This window comes from Brevibacillus sp. JB24b (genome assembly GCF_051713385.1).
Lineage (GTDB): Bacteria > Bacillota > Bacilli > Brevibacillales > Brevibacillaceae > Brevibacillus_B > Brevibacillus_B laterosporus.
On the sequence record NZ_JBNVQV010000001.1, the window covers coordinates 4,857,585 to 4,875,000 of the forward strand.

The 17,416-nt window shown below is 40.0% G+C and carries 18 protein-coding genes, 6 tRNA genes and 1 rRNA gene (1 of these 25 running past the window's edge); 7 read left to right on the forward strand and 18 right to left on the reverse strand.

The genetic code is table 11. From position 1 onward, the window contains the following. Nucleotides 1-19 precede the first annotated feature (19 nt). The 4 genes from gap to rpoN all read right to left on the reverse strand — a co-directional run bounded on the left by gap (nt 20) and on the right by rpoN (nt 4,286). On the reverse strand, nt 20-1,024 hold the full coding sequence (gene gap / locus ACQV1I_RS22755; protein WP_018670225.1) for a type I glyceraldehyde-3-phosphate dehydrogenase: 1,005 nt from the start codon (nt 1,022-1,024) through the stop codon (nt 20-22). Nucleotides 1,025-1,353: 329 nt separating this feature from the next. Beyond that, a complete protein-coding gene (locus ACQV1I_RS22760; protein WP_018670224.1) occupies nt 1,354-2,397 on the reverse strand; it encodes a sugar-binding transcriptional regulator in 1,044 nt (347 codons plus the stop codon). 154 nt (nt 2,398-2,551) lie between these two features. After that, entirely contained in the window at nt 2,552-2,851 is a 300-nt protein-coding gene (locus tag ACQV1I_RS22765) for a glutaredoxin family protein (RefSeq protein WP_094700375.1), read from the reverse strand. 49 nt (nt 2,852-2,900) lie between these two features. After that, on the reverse strand, nt 2,901-4,286 hold the full coding sequence (gene rpoN, locus ACQV1I_RS22770) for an RNA polymerase factor sigma-54 (RefSeq protein ID WP_094700374.1): 1,386 nt from the start codon (nt 4,284-4,286) through the stop codon (nt 2,901-2,903). 264 nt (nt 4,287-4,550) lie between these two features. On the opposite strand from rpoN, the gene ACQV1I_RS22775 reads away from it, so the two are divergent. Then, nucleotides 4,551-4,625 (forward strand) — tRNA-Arg (locus ACQV1I_RS22775). Between the two features lie 610 nt (nt 4,626-5,235). Beyond that, nucleotides 5,236-5,751 (forward strand): copper amine oxidase N-terminal domain-containing protein, encoded by a 516-nt coding sequence (locus ACQV1I_RS22780; RefSeq protein ID WP_116334353.1) that lies wholly within the window; start codon nt 5,236-5,238, stop codon nt 5,749-5,751. 106 nt (nt 5,752-5,857) lie between these two features. On the opposite strand, the gene ytzI is transcribed toward ACQV1I_RS22780, so the two are convergent. Then, on the reverse strand, nt 5,858-5,965 hold the full coding sequence (ytzI, locus tag ACQV1I_RS22785; RefSeq protein WP_236645812.1) for a YtzI protein: 108 nt from the start codon (nt 5,963-5,965) through the stop codon (nt 5,858-5,860). A 251-nt stretch (nt 5,966-6,216) separates the two neighbouring features. On the opposite strand from ytzI, the gene ACQV1I_RS22790 reads away from it, so the two are divergent. The 5 genes from ACQV1I_RS22790 (at nt 6,217) to clpP (ending at nt 9,525) form a co-directional block, all read left to right on the forward strand. Next, nucleotides 6,217-6,477, forward strand: coding sequence for a hypothetical protein (locus ACQV1I_RS22790; protein WP_018670218.1), 261 nt, complete (start codon nt 6,217-6,219; stop codon nt 6,475-6,477). A 53-nt stretch (nt 6,478-6,530) separates the two neighbouring features. Beyond that, nucleotides 6,531-7,148 (forward strand): RNA polymerase sigma factor, encoded by a 618-nt coding sequence (locus ACQV1I_RS22795; RefSeq protein WP_018670217.1) that lies wholly within the window; start codon nt 6,531-6,533, stop codon nt 7,146-7,148. Then, nucleotides 7,132-7,686, forward strand: a complete 555-nt coding sequence (locus ACQV1I_RS22800) for an anti-sigma factor family protein (protein WP_018670216.1) — start codon at nt 7,132-7,134, stop codon at nt 7,684-7,686. The genes ACQV1I_RS22795 and ACQV1I_RS22800 overlap by 17 nt, the downstream gene beginning before the upstream one ends. Further along, nucleotides 7,686-8,813 carry a polymer-forming cytoskeletal protein gene (locus ACQV1I_RS22805; protein ID WP_116334354.1) on the forward strand — a complete coding sequence of 376 codons (1,128 nt, stop codon included), beginning with the start codon at nt 7,686-7,688 and terminating at the stop codon, nt 8,811-8,813. The genes ACQV1I_RS22800 and ACQV1I_RS22805 overlap by 1 nt, the downstream gene beginning before the upstream one ends. 130 nt (nt 8,814-8,943) lie before the next feature. Further along, the gene (gene clpP / locus ACQV1I_RS22810; RefSeq protein WP_094700494.1) at nt 8,944-9,525 is read left to right on the forward strand and encodes an ATP-dependent Clp endopeptidase proteolytic subunit ClpP; all 582 of its coding nucleotides are present in this window, start codon (nt 8,944-8,946) and stop codon (nt 9,523-9,525) included. An 83-nt stretch (nt 9,526-9,608) separates the two neighbouring features. On the opposite strand, the gene ACQV1I_RS22815 is transcribed toward clpP, so the two are convergent. The 13 genes from ACQV1I_RS22815 to ACQV1I_RS22875 all read right to left on the reverse strand — a co-directional run. After that, nucleotides 9,609-9,809 carry a hypothetical protein gene (locus ACQV1I_RS22815; RefSeq protein WP_018670213.1) on the reverse strand — a complete coding sequence of 67 codons (201 nt, stop codon included), beginning with the start codon at nt 9,807-9,809 and terminating at the stop codon, nt 9,609-9,611. A 103-nt stretch (nt 9,810-9,912) separates the two neighbouring features. Next, the gene (locus tag ACQV1I_RS22820; protein WP_018670212.1) at nt 9,913-10,170 is read right to left on the reverse strand and encodes an HPr family phosphocarrier protein; all 258 of its coding nucleotides are present in this window, start codon (nt 10,168-10,170) and stop codon (nt 9,913-9,915) included. A 50-nt stretch (nt 10,171-10,220) separates the two neighbouring features. Continuing rightward, complete coding sequence (gene whiA, locus ACQV1I_RS22825; RefSeq protein WP_003334373.1) at nt 10,221-11,168, reverse strand: DNA-binding protein WhiA; 948 nt, start codon at nt 11,166-11,168, stop codon at nt 10,221-10,223. Between the two features lie 6 nt (nt 11,169-11,174). Continuing rightward, the gene (locus tag ACQV1I_RS22830; protein WP_116334357.1) at nt 11,175-12,167 is read right to left on the reverse strand and encodes a gluconeogenesis factor YvcK family protein; all 993 of its coding nucleotides are present in this window, start codon (nt 12,165-12,167) and stop codon (nt 11,175-11,177) included. A 92-nt stretch (nt 12,168-12,259) separates the two neighbouring features. Beyond that, nucleotides 12,260-13,174 (reverse strand): RNase adapter RapZ, encoded by a 915-nt coding sequence (gene rapZ / locus ACQV1I_RS22835; RefSeq protein ID WP_018670209.1) that lies wholly within the window; start codon nt 13,172-13,174, stop codon nt 12,260-12,262. A 194-nt stretch (nt 13,175-13,368) separates the two neighbouring features. Further along, nucleotides 13,369-14,328, reverse strand: coding sequence for a thioredoxin-disulfide reductase (gene trxB, locus ACQV1I_RS22840; protein WP_094700369.1), 960 nt, complete (start codon nt 14,326-14,328; stop codon nt 13,369-13,371). Nucleotides 14,329-14,447: 119 nt separating this feature from the next. Continuing rightward, a complete protein-coding gene (locus ACQV1I_RS22845; RefSeq protein ID WP_094700368.1) occupies nt 14,448-16,181 on the reverse strand; it encodes a HEAT repeat domain-containing protein in 1,734 nt (577 codons plus the stop codon). A 256-nt stretch (nt 16,182-16,437) separates the two neighbouring features. After that, nucleotides 16,438-16,513: transfer RNA gene (locus ACQV1I_RS22850), tRNA-Gly, on the reverse strand. 7 nt (nt 16,514-16,520) lie between these two features. Further along, nucleotides 16,521-16,603: transfer RNA gene (locus tag ACQV1I_RS22855), tRNA-Leu, on the reverse strand. Between the two features lie 7 nt (nt 16,604-16,610). Beyond that, a tRNA-Lys gene (locus ACQV1I_RS22860) sits at nt 16,611-16,686 on the reverse strand. Between the two features lie 9 nt (nt 16,687-16,695). Continuing rightward, nucleotides 16,696-16,771, reverse strand: a tRNA-Phe gene (locus ACQV1I_RS22865). A 22-nt stretch (nt 16,772-16,793) separates the two neighbouring features. Further along, nucleotides 16,794-16,870 (reverse strand) — tRNA-Asp (locus tag ACQV1I_RS22870). Between the two features lie 55 nt (nt 16,871-16,925). After that, a 23S ribosomal RNA gene (locus tag ACQV1I_RS22875) occupies nt 16,926-17,416 on the reverse strand (it continues 2,438 nt past the right edge of the window).

Genomic DNA, 17,416 nt, shown 5'->3' on the forward strand with positions numbered 1-17,416 from the left:
ACATGAAAGTTTGTATGGCTTACAGACCTTTTTCAGCAATGAATTTGCAAAGATCTACTACACGGTTGGAGTAACCAGACTCGTTATCATACCAAGAAACAACTTTAACCATGTTGCCTTCCATTACCATTGTAGATAGAGCATCAATGGAAGAAGAATCAGGGTTACCATTGTAGTCGCAAGAAACTAGTGGCTCTTCAGAGTATCCCATGATACCTTTCAATGCACCTTCAGAAGCTTCTTTAAGAGCTGCGTTTACTTCTTCAACGGTAGTAGAAGTTTTTGTTTCAACAACTAGGTCAACTACAGATACGTTTGGAGTTGGTACACGCATTGCAAAACCGTTTAGTTTACCTTTCAACTCAGGCAATACCAAGGATACGGCTTTCGCTGCACCAGTAGAAGTTGGGATAATGTTCTCAGCTGCTGCACGAGCACGACGAAGGTCTTTGTGTGGCAGGTCAAGAATTTGTTGGTCATTTGTGTAAGAGTGAACAGTAGTCATCAGACCTTTTACGATTCCGAATTTGTCGTTCAATACTTTAGCAAATGGTGCCAAGCAGTTTGTTGTGCAAGAAGCATTAGAGATTACAGTGTGAGCAGCAGGATCATATTGATCGTGGTTAACACCCATAACGATTGTGATATCTTCGTTTGAAGCAGGTGCGGAGATAACTACTTTCTTAGCTCCACCTTCAAGGTGTTTTGCAGCATCTTCACGTTTTGTGAAACGACCAGTAGATTCAACTACGATCTCAACACCTAGCTCGCCCCAAGGCAATTTAGCAGGTTCGCGCTCAGCTAGAACTTTAACTTCTTTGCCATTAACAATCAGGCTGTTTTCTTTTACTTCAACAGTAGCATTCAATTTGCCATGTACTGTGTCATATTTCAAAAGATGCGCCAATGTTACTGCATCTGTCAAGTCATTTACTGCAACAATTTCAACTGCTGGGTTGTTTAGAGCTGCACGGAATACGTTACGTCCAATACGTCCAAAACCGTTAATTCCTACTTTTACCATGTAGATAACCTCCTAAGTTCCACTCTTAGAATAATTTTTTAGAGAATCTATATCGAACCAGTTCATAGCTTACTATGACCAGACGATTACAAAACCATGTTACGAACAGAAAACCTTTATTCTTAGTATGTCAAACTTTACCCAAGCAATTCCATGCTCACCAATCTTTTTACCCTAGTTCTTTTCATGTCAAACGCGTGCTATATTTTAACTCTCCACTTCTATCACGTTTGCCAGTTAGATCTTCACTAGGGCTGATACAAAATCAAATTCCAATGTTTAGTGTATCCCCACACAATTACAAAACATACCAAGCTGCAGCTGTTATTTTAGACTGTAGTAGAGGATTGTCGGTGCTCTTCCAAAATGGCTCGAGCCGCTCCTTCATCGGTAATTAAAACGGTTTGGCATGCTTGTTTGGCAAAGGACATTATTGCTTTTGCTTTGCTACTGCCTCCACCTAAGGATAAAACTACATCGGCTCGCTTCACGTCTTCTAGGGACAAGCCAATGGTCGGCATTTTGTAAATCGTTTCTCCTGCCGCATTAAAGTAATATCCAAATGCTTCACCAACAGCACCAAGATCTCGTAGCACTTCAAGTTCTTCTTCTGTGTACTTACGTCGCATAGCCATGGCCATTCCATCACCAATTCCATGTATAACCACCCTAGTTTTGTGAAGCAATTGCATAACCTCAGCAACCTGTGCTTCTCCCAATAAAGATTGAACTACATCAGGGCTTAAACGATCAGGCACATGCAATAGATGATAGGTTCCACCTGACTTTGCTGCAAGAGAAGAAGCAATCGTATTAGCCTGCATTTCTACCTTTTCTCCAAGTCCACCACGTGCTGGCACAAATTGCACATCACGAAAGTGCGAGGAAGGCGTAACATGCTCGGCTACCGATACAATCGTGGACCCACCTGTAACAGCGACCACGTCACCTTCTTGAACTACTTGTTTTAAGATCCGGGCTCCTACTCGTCCCAACTCTTTTTTACCCCATTCAGATACGTCCACATCACCAGCAACCACAATTACTTTTGGAATATGTAAGATATGTTGTAATTGTAGAGCAAGGTCATTAAAGCCGAACAGTTCATCTGCCATTGAATCCATCTCTTTTAAAAGGTGGATTCCTTCTTCTGTACAACTCATGCCAATCGGGCTGACGTGAATTAAGCCCATATCTTTTAGGAGTTCTACTTCAGACCTGAGGATGCGCTCAGTCGTCTGCAAATTCTGCGCTAACGCCCTGCGACCAACAGGCTGCAAATGACGAATCGACTGCATAAGATCGTATCGTTTACGCAATACTTGTACGAGGTCGGGAACAAGCTTGTTTTGGATATTTAATAAAGTACGCATTCCACATTCATCCTTTTCCAGTCTCAACGGGACTAAAAAAGTCCCACACCATACAAATTATGTCCCGCAGCTTTCAAAAAAATAAGCAGAATGCTTACTCTTAATGTAGCATACACTCTGCTAACTGACAAGAAGCCAACGGAGAAATCTTAATTTATTCACATTTACCCATTTTTTCTTGCAAATGTACGCGTAGTTCCTCCTCGGTAACAACCGAATCTACAGATACAAATGTTTCAAGCCCATTTATTTCGACCACAGGAATAGTAAACATATACTTCTCTTCTAGTCGCATATCTCCAGTGATGTTCACAACTTTATACGTTATCGGAAATTCCATGGCTAATCGCTTGATATGCTCCTCAACATCATCACACAAGTGACAGCCCTGTCTTCCATATAAAACAATTACAATATTATCTGATTGTAATTGTTTGTTTGCTTCACTAGTCATCTAGACGATGAACTCCTTTATCTTCTCTTATTTTTTGGCGTGTTTATCGTTACAAAAAACGCTTTCGTTTCGCAGACGATGAGATCAGCATTTCTTCTCGATATTTAGCGACGGTACGGCGGGAGATTTCAATCCCTTCATTCTCCAACAATTCTGCTAGCTTTTGATCGGAATACGGTTTATTGCGATCTTCACCGTCAATTAAAGCTTTAATTCGTCTCTTCACGCTTTCTGACGATGCTGCTTCCCCATTTGCAGTAGACAGTGCCGAAGTAAAAAAGTATTTTAATTCAAAAACACCACGGGGAGTTTGTACGTATTTATTACTGGTAGCTCGACTTATTGTGGATTCATGTAGTTGAACTCGCTCCGCAATATCTTTTTGTGTCATTGGTTTTAAATAATGAATCCCTTTTTCAAAAAAATCATTCTGCAAGTCAACGATTGCCTGCGTTACGCGCAACAAGGTCATTCGTCTTTGCTCTAGGCTTTTCGCCAACCAAACCGCCGCATTTAGTTTTTCATGAACAAATTGCCGAGCCTCATCCTTCTCGGTTTTCTCTTTTAACATTCGTTCATAAAAGGGATTGATAGACAAGCGTGGCAACGAAGAGTCATTCACAATAACAATATATTCCCCCATTACCTTTTCAACTGTAACATCTGGAACAATGTAACGTATTTCTGCACTACTATAGGCCATTCCAGGTCTCGGATTTAATGTACGAACTAAATCTGCAATCTGTTGTACGTCCCCTACGCTTATATGCAGCTGCTCAGCAATTTTTCCAAAACGATTATTAGCCAGATCTACTAGATGATGCTGAATAACTTCTACAATATGTTCCTCATCTTGCCCTTCATGCTCTAGCTGTAACAGCAAGCATTCTTCTAACGAACGCGCAGCTACACCAGCTGGGTCTAAATGCTGAATCACTCGAAGAACGTCTTCTACCTCCTCCAAGTCAACCCCTAATCGCTCCTTGATACTAGTAACGGGTACTTCCAGATAACCTCGTTCATCAAGATTTCCTATAATATATCGGGCTATCTGTCGTTGTACCGGCGTCAATCTTTTTACATAACCGAGTTGTTCTTCTAAATGAGAAAATAAGGTGGTTCGCGTATCACTCACATAATCTAGAGGATTGTAGGCGCTTTCATCTCTATTGACTGAAAAATCATTGTGACCCGGATTATTCAATAATTCCTTCCAATCAAATTCCAAGGTCTTTTCCCTTTTGTCTACAGGTAACGGTTCTTGGGCAACCGCAATTTCCTGAAGATCAATTACTGGATTCTCAATCGCTTGCTCCTGCAAATAATTCATCAGATCAATGGCCGAAAACTGCAATATCGTAATAGCTTGACGCAATTCAGGCGTCATCACTAACTTTAACGTCTGTTCTTGATACAAACCTAAGCCCATATTCATATTGCATTCCTCCTCCCGTAAGAAACCATCAAGATGTCGTTTACTTCAACATCTTCTTTCCACCCTTCTTTAACTCTCTTCTTCTATTATAGCGTTCATGCAATTTTCCTGCCAAGGTGTATCTTTCATTGGTACACTTTTCATACAGTATATCAAGAGCAGCTCGGCAAAGATTCTTTTTAGTTGTTCTTTTTAATCATACAGTAAAAAAGTTGTCCTATGCTCCATTTTCGTATATAATAATCTTTGTTGTCTGAAAGATATGCGCCCGTAGCTCAGTGGATAGAGCAGCGGTCTCCGGAACCGCGTGCGTAGGTTCGATTCCTATCGGGCGTACCATATTAGTTGTACTTGACGAAACCTCCGTTTACCACGGAGGTTTTTTTATGTGTTTAAAAGTGGAGCTAGAGTCATCTATTTTACCTGAATCTTTAAAAATAATATCTAATTATTACTTCATTTGCTATAATATTATCAGATTATTCAAAAAGTTGGTGATATTTATGCGGAAGGTACTGTTTGGTATAGGCTGGTTAACAATGTCATGGATGTTTCTTTATGTAGCAATGCTTCTGCGGTAAAAATGGTAACCTCGTCTAGACAGCGAACACCCATTAGAGTAATAACTAATTATGAAAGCGCAAAGCATCTGAACCGTATACCAAAATGATAGAGGCCATACAAATGGTTCTTTCTACTCAGTTTTGTTTTATTTAGTAACTTGCCTACTCCACTGTAGGGCTTGAGAATGAGACGGTGCTACAGTAATCCTGTGTTGAAATGAAATATCTCACATAATATGATGTTTTACAGGGCGAAATATGGAAATTTCCCATTTTATTTATGAACGTTAGATACAATTTCCTATTACCCACGACTTTTGCGGATTTTGTCGCCATTTGTCATACTGTGATTAACAAAAATAAAGATAAGTGGGGCTTAATTAAGTATGGGTAAGTTAAATGTAAAATCGTTAGCAATTGGCATTGGGATCGGAGCTATTTTATCCTCCTCTATCGCCTATGCCGCTTCAGAAATGGCTGTCAAACCAGATATGGAAAAGCCAATTACTTTTTACTTTGATGGTATACCTAAATCACCACCTGTTCAAACGCAAGGATTTCTATACAAAAATACAGCATACGTTCCTATTCGTTTTGCAGCAGAAAACCTTGGCAAGCCAATCGTATACGATGGGAAATCGCTCTCTGTTTACATCGGTAAGCTTCCGACAAGCAAGACCTACTCTAAGTATCAAGCCGTAGAACTTGTCCGTCAGAAATACGGGAAAGAGGTACCAGAGAATTTCACGATTGCCTATGATCACGATGATGAACGCGGAAATTATGTCATCCAGATTTATCAAGAGGTTGTAAACAACTTCCAAAACGGAGATCGTTACATTAACACCTACGGCTGGTATATCGTGAATCCTAATTCCGGTGATATTTCATCTTTGTTTTAAAATTACTAGCAATTATAAGTGATCATATATTTTTCTACTTATCTAACTTCCTCTATATTGTATTTATACAGATAAAAACACACCCCATCTGGTGTGTTTTTATTTATCACTCATCTATATCGTCAATTTTGCTTTTGTAAGAATATCCTTTATTTATTGCCCAAATCGAACATCCAACAATGATACCAACAATGACAACAACAGCAACAATCATGGAACTCAATTTACATCACCCCCGTTTGCTTCTGTATAGTCCCTTCTATATTGTACAGAACATTCTAACACAAACCAAGGGAATAAAGCTCTCTATGCACAATACATAATTTTTTACGTATAATAACCCGTCTGCCTACGTATGATCTAGTGCTGTTGTCACATAATAACAATAAAAGTATTCCACGAACAAATGTTTTGTGCACAAGCTGTTGATAACTTTGTGGATAAGTACTATGGAGGTTTATCACTATGGAAGAACAATTATTTCTCATCTATCAGGAATCAAGCGAAGATGAATGTCTTCTAACCATCCAACCATATACAACGTCAGAGGAATTAGCGGACGCTATCAGTCGCCTAGAACATCAAGACATTACCGACTACACGATTATAAAAGGGAAAAAAATGAAGGCAAAAATGCGAGTTATTATTGACTTAACAGAAGATATTGGAAAAGATTTGAAGGAAGAAGAACCCCATAAGTCGAATGAAGAAAAGGATTTAGATTAACCGAAATTTTTAATATGGAACTTACGTACTAGTACTAGAAAGGAGGACCGAATGTGGAAGAGCAATCACGCGAAGATCTTTATGCGCTAAATCGAAAAGCCTTGGAATATATTCTGAAATTTTTAAAAGGGGATGCCGATTCTTTCCCTCTACTTGTCGAGCTTTTTGATCAGCGCGTGCAACGCATCGTCCTCAAAATGGTCTATTCCTATCATGATTCTCAGGATGTATGCAATGATATTTGGCTAAAAGTGGCCCAAAACTTGAATAAATTTGATCAATCCTATCCGTTCCATTCTTGGTTATACCGCTTATCCTCAAATACTTGCATCGATTTCCTTAGAAAAAAGAAGGAAATAACCCTGCAGGACGATCAATTATATCATCAAGTAAATAAACAACAAAAATCTGTTGAAACTCCAGAAACCTTATTTATGAAGAAGGAATTTTACTCCCATATTCAAGAATTGTTATATCATTTGGAAGAAGTAGATCGATTAATTGTTACTCTCCGCTTTGTGGATGAATTAAGTTATGAAGAAATAGGTTCCATTGTAGGAATGAGCAAAAATACTGTTGGTACCCGTCTATTCCGTTCCCGAAAGTTTTTAAAAGAGTTGCTGAGCCATAAGTCAATAGAAAGGAGTGTATACAATGCAACATCCGGATGAGTTTACTTTCATGATGTATGCAGACGGTGAATTAATCCAAGAGGAACAACAACAAGTGGCCAGCCATTTGCACAGTTGCTCAGAGTGTCAGAAACTATACGCTACTTTTCTTGAAGAGCAGGCAGAGCTTGTAAAAGCCATTCATGTAACAACACCAACGCTTCCACCTATTCACTTGGAAAAAACCGTTTGTGATCAAATTAAACAAATTGCTTGTTTTAATCAAAACCGTCACCACCTATTTGTTCATCGTTTACGTTTTATTTTTGGAGCATCCCTTGGTTTCTTTGTTGTCATTCTCTTGGTTGGAATCAACTGGCTACATGACTGGAATAGTGCTATTAATTCTTTATTTCAGTGGCAATCAGTCTGGAGTTCAATGTTCTGGTTAAAAGAAAAAGCAACGATGATTTTACTGATGTTTAAGAACTTTTACCTCATTGGCTTTATCTCTTCTATTTTGTTTGTTCTAGCCATTCTATTGTATTCTATTCGCCTTTCTAGCAAAGTGAATACGAGTAACTGGAGAACTAGGTAATGAGTAAGAAAATATTCTTCCTTTCTTTCTTACTTGTTTTTTGTTTGATCCTGGCTAGTTCTGCTTATGCTATCAATTTACACAATGGAGAGTTATATCAAATAAAGTCTAATGAGATACATCACGGGGATGTTATAACAAATGCTACTAAAGTTGTCATAGATGGAACAATAGATGGGGACTTATATGCTTTCGCAGAAATGATCGATATAAAAGGGACTGTAACAGGAGATGTAATCTCATTTGCTTACCTTACAAACGTGTCAGGGACAGTCGGGGGTAATGTACGCTCCTATTCTCAAGCGCTAACAGTCTCAGGTACTATCCAAAAGAACATATCCGCTGGAGCTGATGAGCTTCATGTGAATCAATCTGGGAATGTGAATGGTAGTATTTTAGGTTTTGTCAATGAAATGAACATAGAAGGACGTGTTGGAAAAGAAACGAATGGATTCTACAATCGTGCCACGATTTCAGGTTTATTAGAGGGGGGCACGTCCCTATTTCAAGTAGAATCTCTTCATCTCAATCCTACAGCTACCATTCAAGGTGATCTGATTTATACATCATTTGAACCTGCGCAGATTGATGCTGGAGCCTATATCAAGGGTCAGCACAAACATACTATTATTGAACCTAGGCCTTCCTACCGCTCTTTTATGTTAATGATGTCTGTCTCTTCATGCTTAAGTACATTAATTTTTTGGCTACTCATCCGTTATTTTTTTGCCGGTTCTCTATACAATGTGAGCGAACAGCTACATACTCACCATCCTTTTAAACAGTTTGGGATCGGCTTACTTATTTTTATCATGGCTCCATTGCTTAGTATTCTTATGTTACTTACTGTTGTTGGTATTCCTGTAGGTATCGTTATTGCAATTGCTTACACTCTGCTCCTGATTTTAGGTAAAGTATATGTGGGCACTTGGTTGGGGCAAAAGCTAATAAGTCGTTTCCATTGGAAAATCTCACCCTTATTTGCTGAATTTATTGGTGTTTTTCTATTAGTTCTTATCATCCAAATCCCTTTACTAGGCTTTTTACTAGGAATGTTGGTCAATATATATTTCTTAGGTGCGATTACTGGTTGTGTACGTACCAGTAACAAAAGAACCGCCCTATAGTTTTTTGCAAAAGGTTTAAAATATACATTTTTTGGGTTTAATAATGGAGTAGAGTTTTGATTTTGTTTGACCTTTATTGACCAATTGTGTATGATTATTGTAAGAAAAGGGAGGAGGAACGTGAATGAATATGAATCTAATTCCAACTGTAATTGAACAAACAAATCGTGGAGAACGCGCTTACGATATCTATTCCCGACTGTTAAAAGATCGTATTATCTTTTTAGGAACACCTATCAATGATCAGGTAGCAAATAGTGTTGTAGCACAGCTCTTGTTCCTACAAGCAGAAGATCCTGACAAAGACATCAGCATCTACATAAACAGTCCTGGTGGATCGATCACGGCCGGTATGGCTATCTATGACACGATGCAATATATTAAACCAGATGTATCGACTATCTGTGTTGGATTAGCTGCATCTATGGGATCGTTCCTGCTTTGTGCCGGAGCAAAAGGAAAACGCTATGCTTTGCCTAATAGCGAAATCATGATTCACCAGCCTCTAGGTGGTGCTCAAGGTCAAGCGAGCGACATCGAAATTGCTGCAAAACGTATCATTAAAATGCGGGAACATCTAAACCGCATTTATGCTGAACGTACTGGTCAACCATACGAACAAATTGCTAAAGATACGGATCGTGACAACTTCCTGTCCGCTCAAGCAGCAAAAGAATATGGATTGATCGACGAAGTCATTACAAGAAAATAAGTTAGATACACATAAAGAGGGCGACCCTAGGTTGCCCTCTTCTACATATCAGCTTTCATTTATCGTTATTTCAATAAAGACAACTACATTTCGTTGCCTCGTAAATCCTTATTTGTTGTATATTCTCCGTCCATGGAATCAACGGTCGTCTCTTCAATCAGGCCATTATATTCAGCCACCGTACCGCCTCCTAGCCCCTCGTTTACCATGCGATCAATATCCATAAAGTTCTTATCTCTACCTTCTAGACAGCAATCTGGCAATCCCTTAGCTTTGTTGGACATATTCTTTCCCTCCTAGCTTAGATGTTCCTCATTAGGATATCACCATAAGCAGTAGGCCATACAAGCAAAAACCAGCAATATCTGCTGGTTTAGCGTTTACATTTTATTCGTCTTTATCAATCAGACCAGCCAGTGTATCAACTGCCATTTGGGCATCATCCCCACTAGCCAAGATGGTAATTTCTGTTCCCGAGCTGATCGCCAAACTCATAATTCCCATGATACTTTTGGCATTCACCTTTTTATTGTCTTTTTCTACATAAATTTCAGAACGGTATCGATTTGCTTCTTGAACAAAGAATGCCGCTGGGCGGGCTTGTAACCCCGTTTTAAGTTTAACCATAACCCGTTGCTGTACCATCTTGGACCTCCCCGCTTGGAATTTTCCTTTATTTCTATTATAACATGTCCCTACGTAGAAAGACTCAGTTTTTCTCGCAAGTTATCTGCAATCTCATTTATCTTACGCAAGCGATGGTTAATACCAGACTTACTCACGACTCCACTTGGAATCATCTCACCTAATTCCTTCAGATTAATGTCAGGGTTCTGTAAGCGAAGTTCTGCCACCTCTCGTAAGCGGATAGGTAGGTTTTCAAGACCAATCTCTTTCTCGATCAATTGAATATTCTCCATTTGTTTGGTAGCAGCGTTTACTGTTTTATTGATATTTGCAATCTCACAGTTATGCAAACGATTAACTGAATTCCGCATGTCTTTAACAATACGCACATCCTCAAAATACAACAAAGCCTGATGTGCACCAATTACACTTAAAAAGTCCGTTATTTTTTCGCCCTCTTTTATGTACATAACAAACCCTTTTTTTCGTTCAATACATTTGGCATTCAATTCATAGCGATTAGCTAAAACAGTTAACGCTTCACAAAAATCTTGATAGGCAGAAAAAATTTCCAAATGATAACTAGAAGCCTCTGGATGGTTTACAGACCCCCCCGCTAAGAATGCACCTCGAAGAAACGCGCGTACGCAACATTCATTCGCCACGAGATCAGGTGAAATACCAGGATAAAATGTTAAATTCTTATCCATAATACGTAAGTCTTCTAGGATCTCATAAGCCCGAAGTGGTATTCGCACAATATACACGTTGTTTTTTTTCAGACGCATTTTTTTACGTACCAATAACTCGGCATGAATCTGAAAAATTTGTTTGACCAACGTATAAATTCTTCGTGCAATCGCCGCATTCTCTGTAGAGATATCCAAAATAAATTTTCCCGTTCCTAATTGAATGGTTCCATTCATGCGAATCAGTGCAGCAAGTTCTGCTCGATTACAACAAGTTGAAGCTTCAATCATTGTTAACTCTTTTTTTGTGTGTGCGGCGAATGACATGTCACATCACTTCCTTTCTTGTTGCGATATAATCTGGCGAAGGATGGCCACGATCTCCTGACTTACTCGTTTTGCATCATGTCGTAAGTATAATTCCCCATAGGTAATCATAGGTTCGGCCACAATCGTCACGCCTAGCTCCTTCAGCTTATCCATATCACATAAGACTGGATACGCGCCCTTTTCCGCGTATTTAGCTAAATAATCTTCAGGTACCTGTTCAGTGTTTACTACAATCGTATCTAAAAATTCTACCCCAACATGATCATATAATGCTTTAACATGATCATAAGCTGTAAAATTGTCGGTTTCACCCGGTTGAGTCATTACATTACAAATATATACTTTTGGTGCTGTCGATTCCAATATGGTCTCAAAGACACCGTTAACTAATAAATTAGGTAGGATACTTGTATATAAGCTACCTGGCCCCAAAATAATTGCGTCTGCTTCTTTAATAGCATCTAAGGCTTCAATCAAAGGACGAGCATCTACTGGGTCCAGAAAAACTCGCTTGATCTTCTTACCAGACAACGGGATTTGTGATTCCCCTGAGACGATGGTTCCGTCTTCTAATTCAGCCTTTAACAGGATTGATTGAGTAGATGATGGCAACACATCCCCGCGTACCGCTAAAACCCTGCTGAGTGCCTTCACGGCCGTGACAAAGTCCCCCGTGATATCATTCATAGCGGCAAGCAGCAGATTTCCTAAATTATGGCCTGCTAAGCCTGTACCCGTGTTGAATCGATATTGCATCAGCTGCTTCATTAATGGTTCTGCGTCAGCGAGTGCTGTTAACACGTTACGAATATCTCCCGGAGGTAACATATCCATCTCTTCCCGAAGACGTCCTGAGCTTCCTCCATCATCAGCAACCGTAACAACAGCCGTGATATGAACAGCCTCTTCTTTCAAACCGCGTAACAGGACAGACAGACCTGTCCCTCCCCCTATTACAACGACTTTCAACATTTCTTCTCTTTGTTGCATGTTCATGCCTCTCCCTAATGCCATAGGTCACCTCGATTCCCTTTGTTGAGAGTTCTTTGGTGCTAAATCCCACTTATTCTTTTTTTTATCATCTTATGTTATTTATTCTTTTCGATGTCACGATGTGTAACGCGAACCTGATAATCTTTACGGAACGTTTCTCCAATGTGCTCTGCAATAGCTACAGACCGATGTTTCCCACCCGTACATCCGATACCAACGACCAGCTGACTTTTTCCTTCACGTTGATAATGAGGAATGGTGAAATTCAAGAAATCAATCAAGCGGGCCAAGAACTCCTGTGTATCAGTCCACTTCATGACGTAATTAGCTACATCGCTATCACAGCCTGTTTTTGGCCGTAAATCATCAACGTAATGCGGATTCGGTAAAAAGCGCACGTCAAAGACTAGATCAGCATCAATCGGAATCCCATACTTAAAACCAAATGACTGAACATTAAGGGTCCATTCAGAACTTTGCTGTGAGTACTGGTTTATGATTTTATCACGAAGCTGCATCGGCTTCATTTGACTTGTATCAATAATCTGATTGGCTCTGCCCTTTAAATCCTGAAGAAGTCTCCGTTCAGCCATAATTCCCTCTAAAGGTGTACCTGTTGGGGAAAGAGGATGCCGTCTTCTTGTTTCCTTATAACGACGAACTAAATTCTGATCATTCGCATCCAGGAATAGAATTTGAAAATGAATTCCTTCTCTTTCTGATAATCCATCAATAGCATCAAAAAGACTGTCAAAGAATTCACGGCCACGTAAATCAATAACAAGAGCAACCCGTTCGATCCCACGTCCCGACTGGATAATAAGCTCTGCAAATTTAGGAATAAGGATTGGTGGCAAATTATCTACACAGAAAAAACCTAGATCCTCTAGACTTTGCACAGCTGTGGTTTTCCCCGCTCCTGACATGCCTGTAATAATGAGTAAGTTTACCGCTTTCTGTTTACTATCTTCACCCATTTTCTCGCCTCCATCCTCCTCTAAGGATACCATATGACACAGCTCCCAGTAAGAGTTTCCTTATTATTCTTGCAAATAATTCCAAATATTTCCGTTCAAAAAAAAAGACGTGGTCTACCCGCAGACCACGCAAATCAAGGTTATATAGAAAAAGGGGGCAATTCACATTCAATAAAGTAACTGTCTTTATTCTACCCGCCTAATATTTCAGTAGTGTTACAAGCGTTTTACGATATTGTAACATCTTGTTCTTTTAGTCGTTCTTCTAACTCTTCTACGTAGATTTGAGCGTTTTGAGCAGCAATGGAGCCATCCCCTGTAGCCGTTACAACTTGACGTAGTAATTTCTCACGTACGTCACCAGCAGCAAAGACTCCTTCTACATTTGTACGCATTAATTCATCAGTTGGGATGTAGCCACCCTCATTCGTAATACCCAGATTCTTAACAGCTTCCGTCAATGGGTCCATACCTACATAAATAAATACACCATTTGTTGGATACTCGGTTTGCTCACCAGTTTTCACGTTTTCCAATAAAACGCCTGTTACTACATTATCACCACGAATTTCTTTAACAACAGTGTCCCAGATAACATGAATTTTTTCATTTTCGAAAGCTCGCTTCTGGATAATTTTTTGGGCACGGAATTCATCGCGACGATGTATGATGGTTACTTTTGTTGCAAAACGAGTTAGGAAGATAGCTTCCTCAACAGCTGAGTCGCCTCCACCAACTACAACAAGTTCCTTATTTCGGAAAAATGCTCCATCACAAACGGCACAATAAGAAACACCACGACCAGAATATTCTTTTTCACCAGGTGCACCCAATAGACGATGCTCTGCTCCAGTAGCCACGATAATAGATTTAGCTTTGTACTCTTTATCTCCTACTACCACAATTTTATACGGATTGTCATCGCGGATTTCTTTGATGTCACCATATTGATATTCTGCTCCGAACTTTTGTGCGTGCTCAAACATTTTATTTGACAAGTCAGGACCTAAAATGCTGGTAAAACCAGGGAAGTTCTCAATATCCTCAGTGTTTGCCATTTGTCCACCTGGAATACCGCGCTCCAGCATTAGAGTAGACATATTCGCTCGAGATGTATAGACAGCTGCCGTCATTCCGGCTGGTCCCGCTCCTGCAATAATTACGTCATAGATTTTTTGATCGCTCATAAAGTAACTCCTCCTTGGTGGGAATTAGCCTCTTCTATCATCAATATATAACCAATTTCTTTGTACATGGTAACGTTATAAGATAACAGATTATACTTATTATAAAATAAGAATTCTTTTTAATCAATATAAGACAAAGCCCGTAAACATTTTGTCAAAGTTGACTTAGAAACACCATATTGTTCGGCAATACTATTCTGCGAAATTTTATGAGTACCCTTTGATCTTTCATATAAATAATCTAATGCAGCTGCCCATGCCTCCAGCTTACGAACTTGAATTTGTTCTTTTTGACTAATATAATACTTCCACTGGTGAATCATCCACTCACGCTTCTCATGATTTGTTGACGAAGATAATTGTTCAGTAATTATAAACTCCACTTCATCCGTAATGGTTTGTTTATCTGTAGTGTTACTTAAATCTAAAGACAATTCTTCCGATTGGTCTCTTTGATGTAGTGTGGTGAGATTTCCCTTTGACCATTCATCAGAAGTGGATGTGACCTCTTTCAATATAGGTCTCTCACCGTTTTCACTTTCAATTCTTGTCTCTAGCTCTTCAAGAGCTGCTAGCGCTATTTCTTTTAATTCTTCATTATTTGTGATGTCTATATAATACTCTAATGTGGAAATTGCCTCAGAATCACCAATCATCGCTAAAGTGCGGATAACCGTTTCTTTTGATTCTTCTTTACCATGTTGCAAAGCCCATAGCATAGAAGCCCTTACCATCGGATTATATTTAAAATCCTGTGCAGTAATAGGAGCTTGGTTCATCTCTATTTCTTTTTGCGGATGATGATAGTGATAAGGAATATTTTCTTTAGGCATTCCATGTAAGGCGCTTTTTGCTTTTTCTAAATAGTATTGAGCAATACCTGCCTCAGGATCCATCAGCTGTACTTTTTTCCACCATTTAATTGCCAGTTGATAGCGTTCTGATAAATATGCTGAGGTAGCCGCATAGTGGTAGGTAGATACGTCATGTAGCATAGGCTGTCTCAAAATTTTTTGATACAGCTTACAGGCATCCTCATGTTGACCTAAAACCCCCATTGTTGTGGCAAGTTTGTACATATGGTCGTAATGAAAAGGCTGAATTTTTTTTAGACGAGTGATAATAGGAACTAGTTCAGCCCATTTATTGTGATGGGAAAGTAATACGGCCATATTGCAAATGGCATGCAAATTACCCGGATCTTTTTCCAAAGCTAGTTCAATCGTATCCATAGCTTTATTAAAATCGCCAATATAATAATAAGCTAGAGCTAAGTTATTCCATGCAGGCATAAAATCAGGATACTCTTTAACTAAGCTGTTTAAACACTCAACAGCCTGCATAAATTTCCCTTCTTCTAGCTTTTTACGAGCCTCTTCATGCTGTATGACCATTATCTCATCTTCCTGTGGTTCGAGTGGATTACGTGGCGGTAAATCGAGTTCAAAATAAATATAATGAAGTAACTCTTGTGCTTCTTCCGCATAAATTCCATCAGCTTCACAAGTTAGATATTTAACAGCCATATCAGCTGCCATTTCAAAATCATCCATATTCGCGTAATTATTTGCTAGGAAAAAATATACATCAACCAATGATGAATCAATTTTTTCTATAATGGAATATAGGATGTCGTTTGAATCTTCAAATTTACCCATCTCTGCTAGCACACTGGCTTTATTACAATAGTGTACTGCATTTGCTGGTTCAATCTCTAACGCTCGTTCAAAGCACTGTAGGGCTTTAGTGAAATTGTTTCGTTGAAGAGAACGCATTCCCCAGTTGGCAAAAAAATTGGCGTCCTGCTGAAAGCTAGTAATTACGCCACGTCTCTCTTGCTCATTTTTGTTCATAATTCCTCCTTGTTATCCAGGAGCTCAAAGTAGCTATTCATAATCTCAACATATCGTATCAAATCGTAGCCTGTGTCTCAACCTGGAAAACACTTAAAGCATCTTTTTAGTAGAATTGTTTATTCAATTTGTCTATATGTTCGATATTTGAAAAACTCGACGATTGGTGAGTCTATCATCATAGCAAATAATCTTGTATACATCAACAAACACCACCTGCATAGCAAGTGGTGTCATTCGGTTCAATTATAAAAAATGGAGCGGACGACGGGTCTCGAACCCGCGACCTTCGCCTTGGCAAGGCGACGCTCTACCAATTGAGCTACGTCCGCGAATAAATGGTGCGGGTGGAGGGACTTGAACCCCCACGGTCGCCCGCCAGAACCTAAATCTGGTGCGTCTGCCAATTCCGCCACACCCGCGTGGCAATGGTGAGCCATGAAGGACTCGAACCTTCGACCCTCTGATTAAAAGTCAGATGCTCTACCAACTGAGCTAATGGCTCCCATTAAAATGGTGGCTCGGGACGGAATCGAACCGCCGACACGAGGATTTTCAGTCCTCTGCTCTACCGACTGAGCTACCGAGCCATATCAAATTTTAATAAAAATATGGCGGAGCTGACGGGACTCGAACCCGCGACCTCCGGTGTGACAGACCGGCGTGAACTCCAACTTCACCACAGCTCCATATTTATAAATTTGTTCTCTGAAAACTAGATAATGAAGTCAGCATAAAGGCAATGTGGATAAGTCCTCGACCGATTAGTATTCGTCAGCTCCATGCATTACTGCACTTCCACACCGAACCTATCAACCTCATCGTCTATGAGGGGTCTTACTAGCTTGCGCTATGGGAAGTCTCATCTTGAAGGGGGCTTCACGCTTAGATGCTTTCAGCGCTTATCCCGTCCGCACATAGCTACCCAGCTGTGCCACTGGCGTGACAACTGGTGCACCAGAGGTGCGTCCATCCCGGTCCTCTCGTACTAAGGACAGCTCTCCTCAAACTTCCTACGCCCGCGACAGATAGGGACCGAACTGTCTCACGACGTTCTGAACCCAGCTCGCGTACCGCTTTAATGGGCGAACAGCCCAACCCTTGGGACCTACTTCAGCCCCAGGATGCGATGAGCCGACATCGAGGTGCCAAACCTCCCCGTCGATGTGGACTCTTGGGGGAGATAAGCCTGTTATCCCCAGGGTAGCTTTTATCCGTTGAGCGATGGCCCTTCC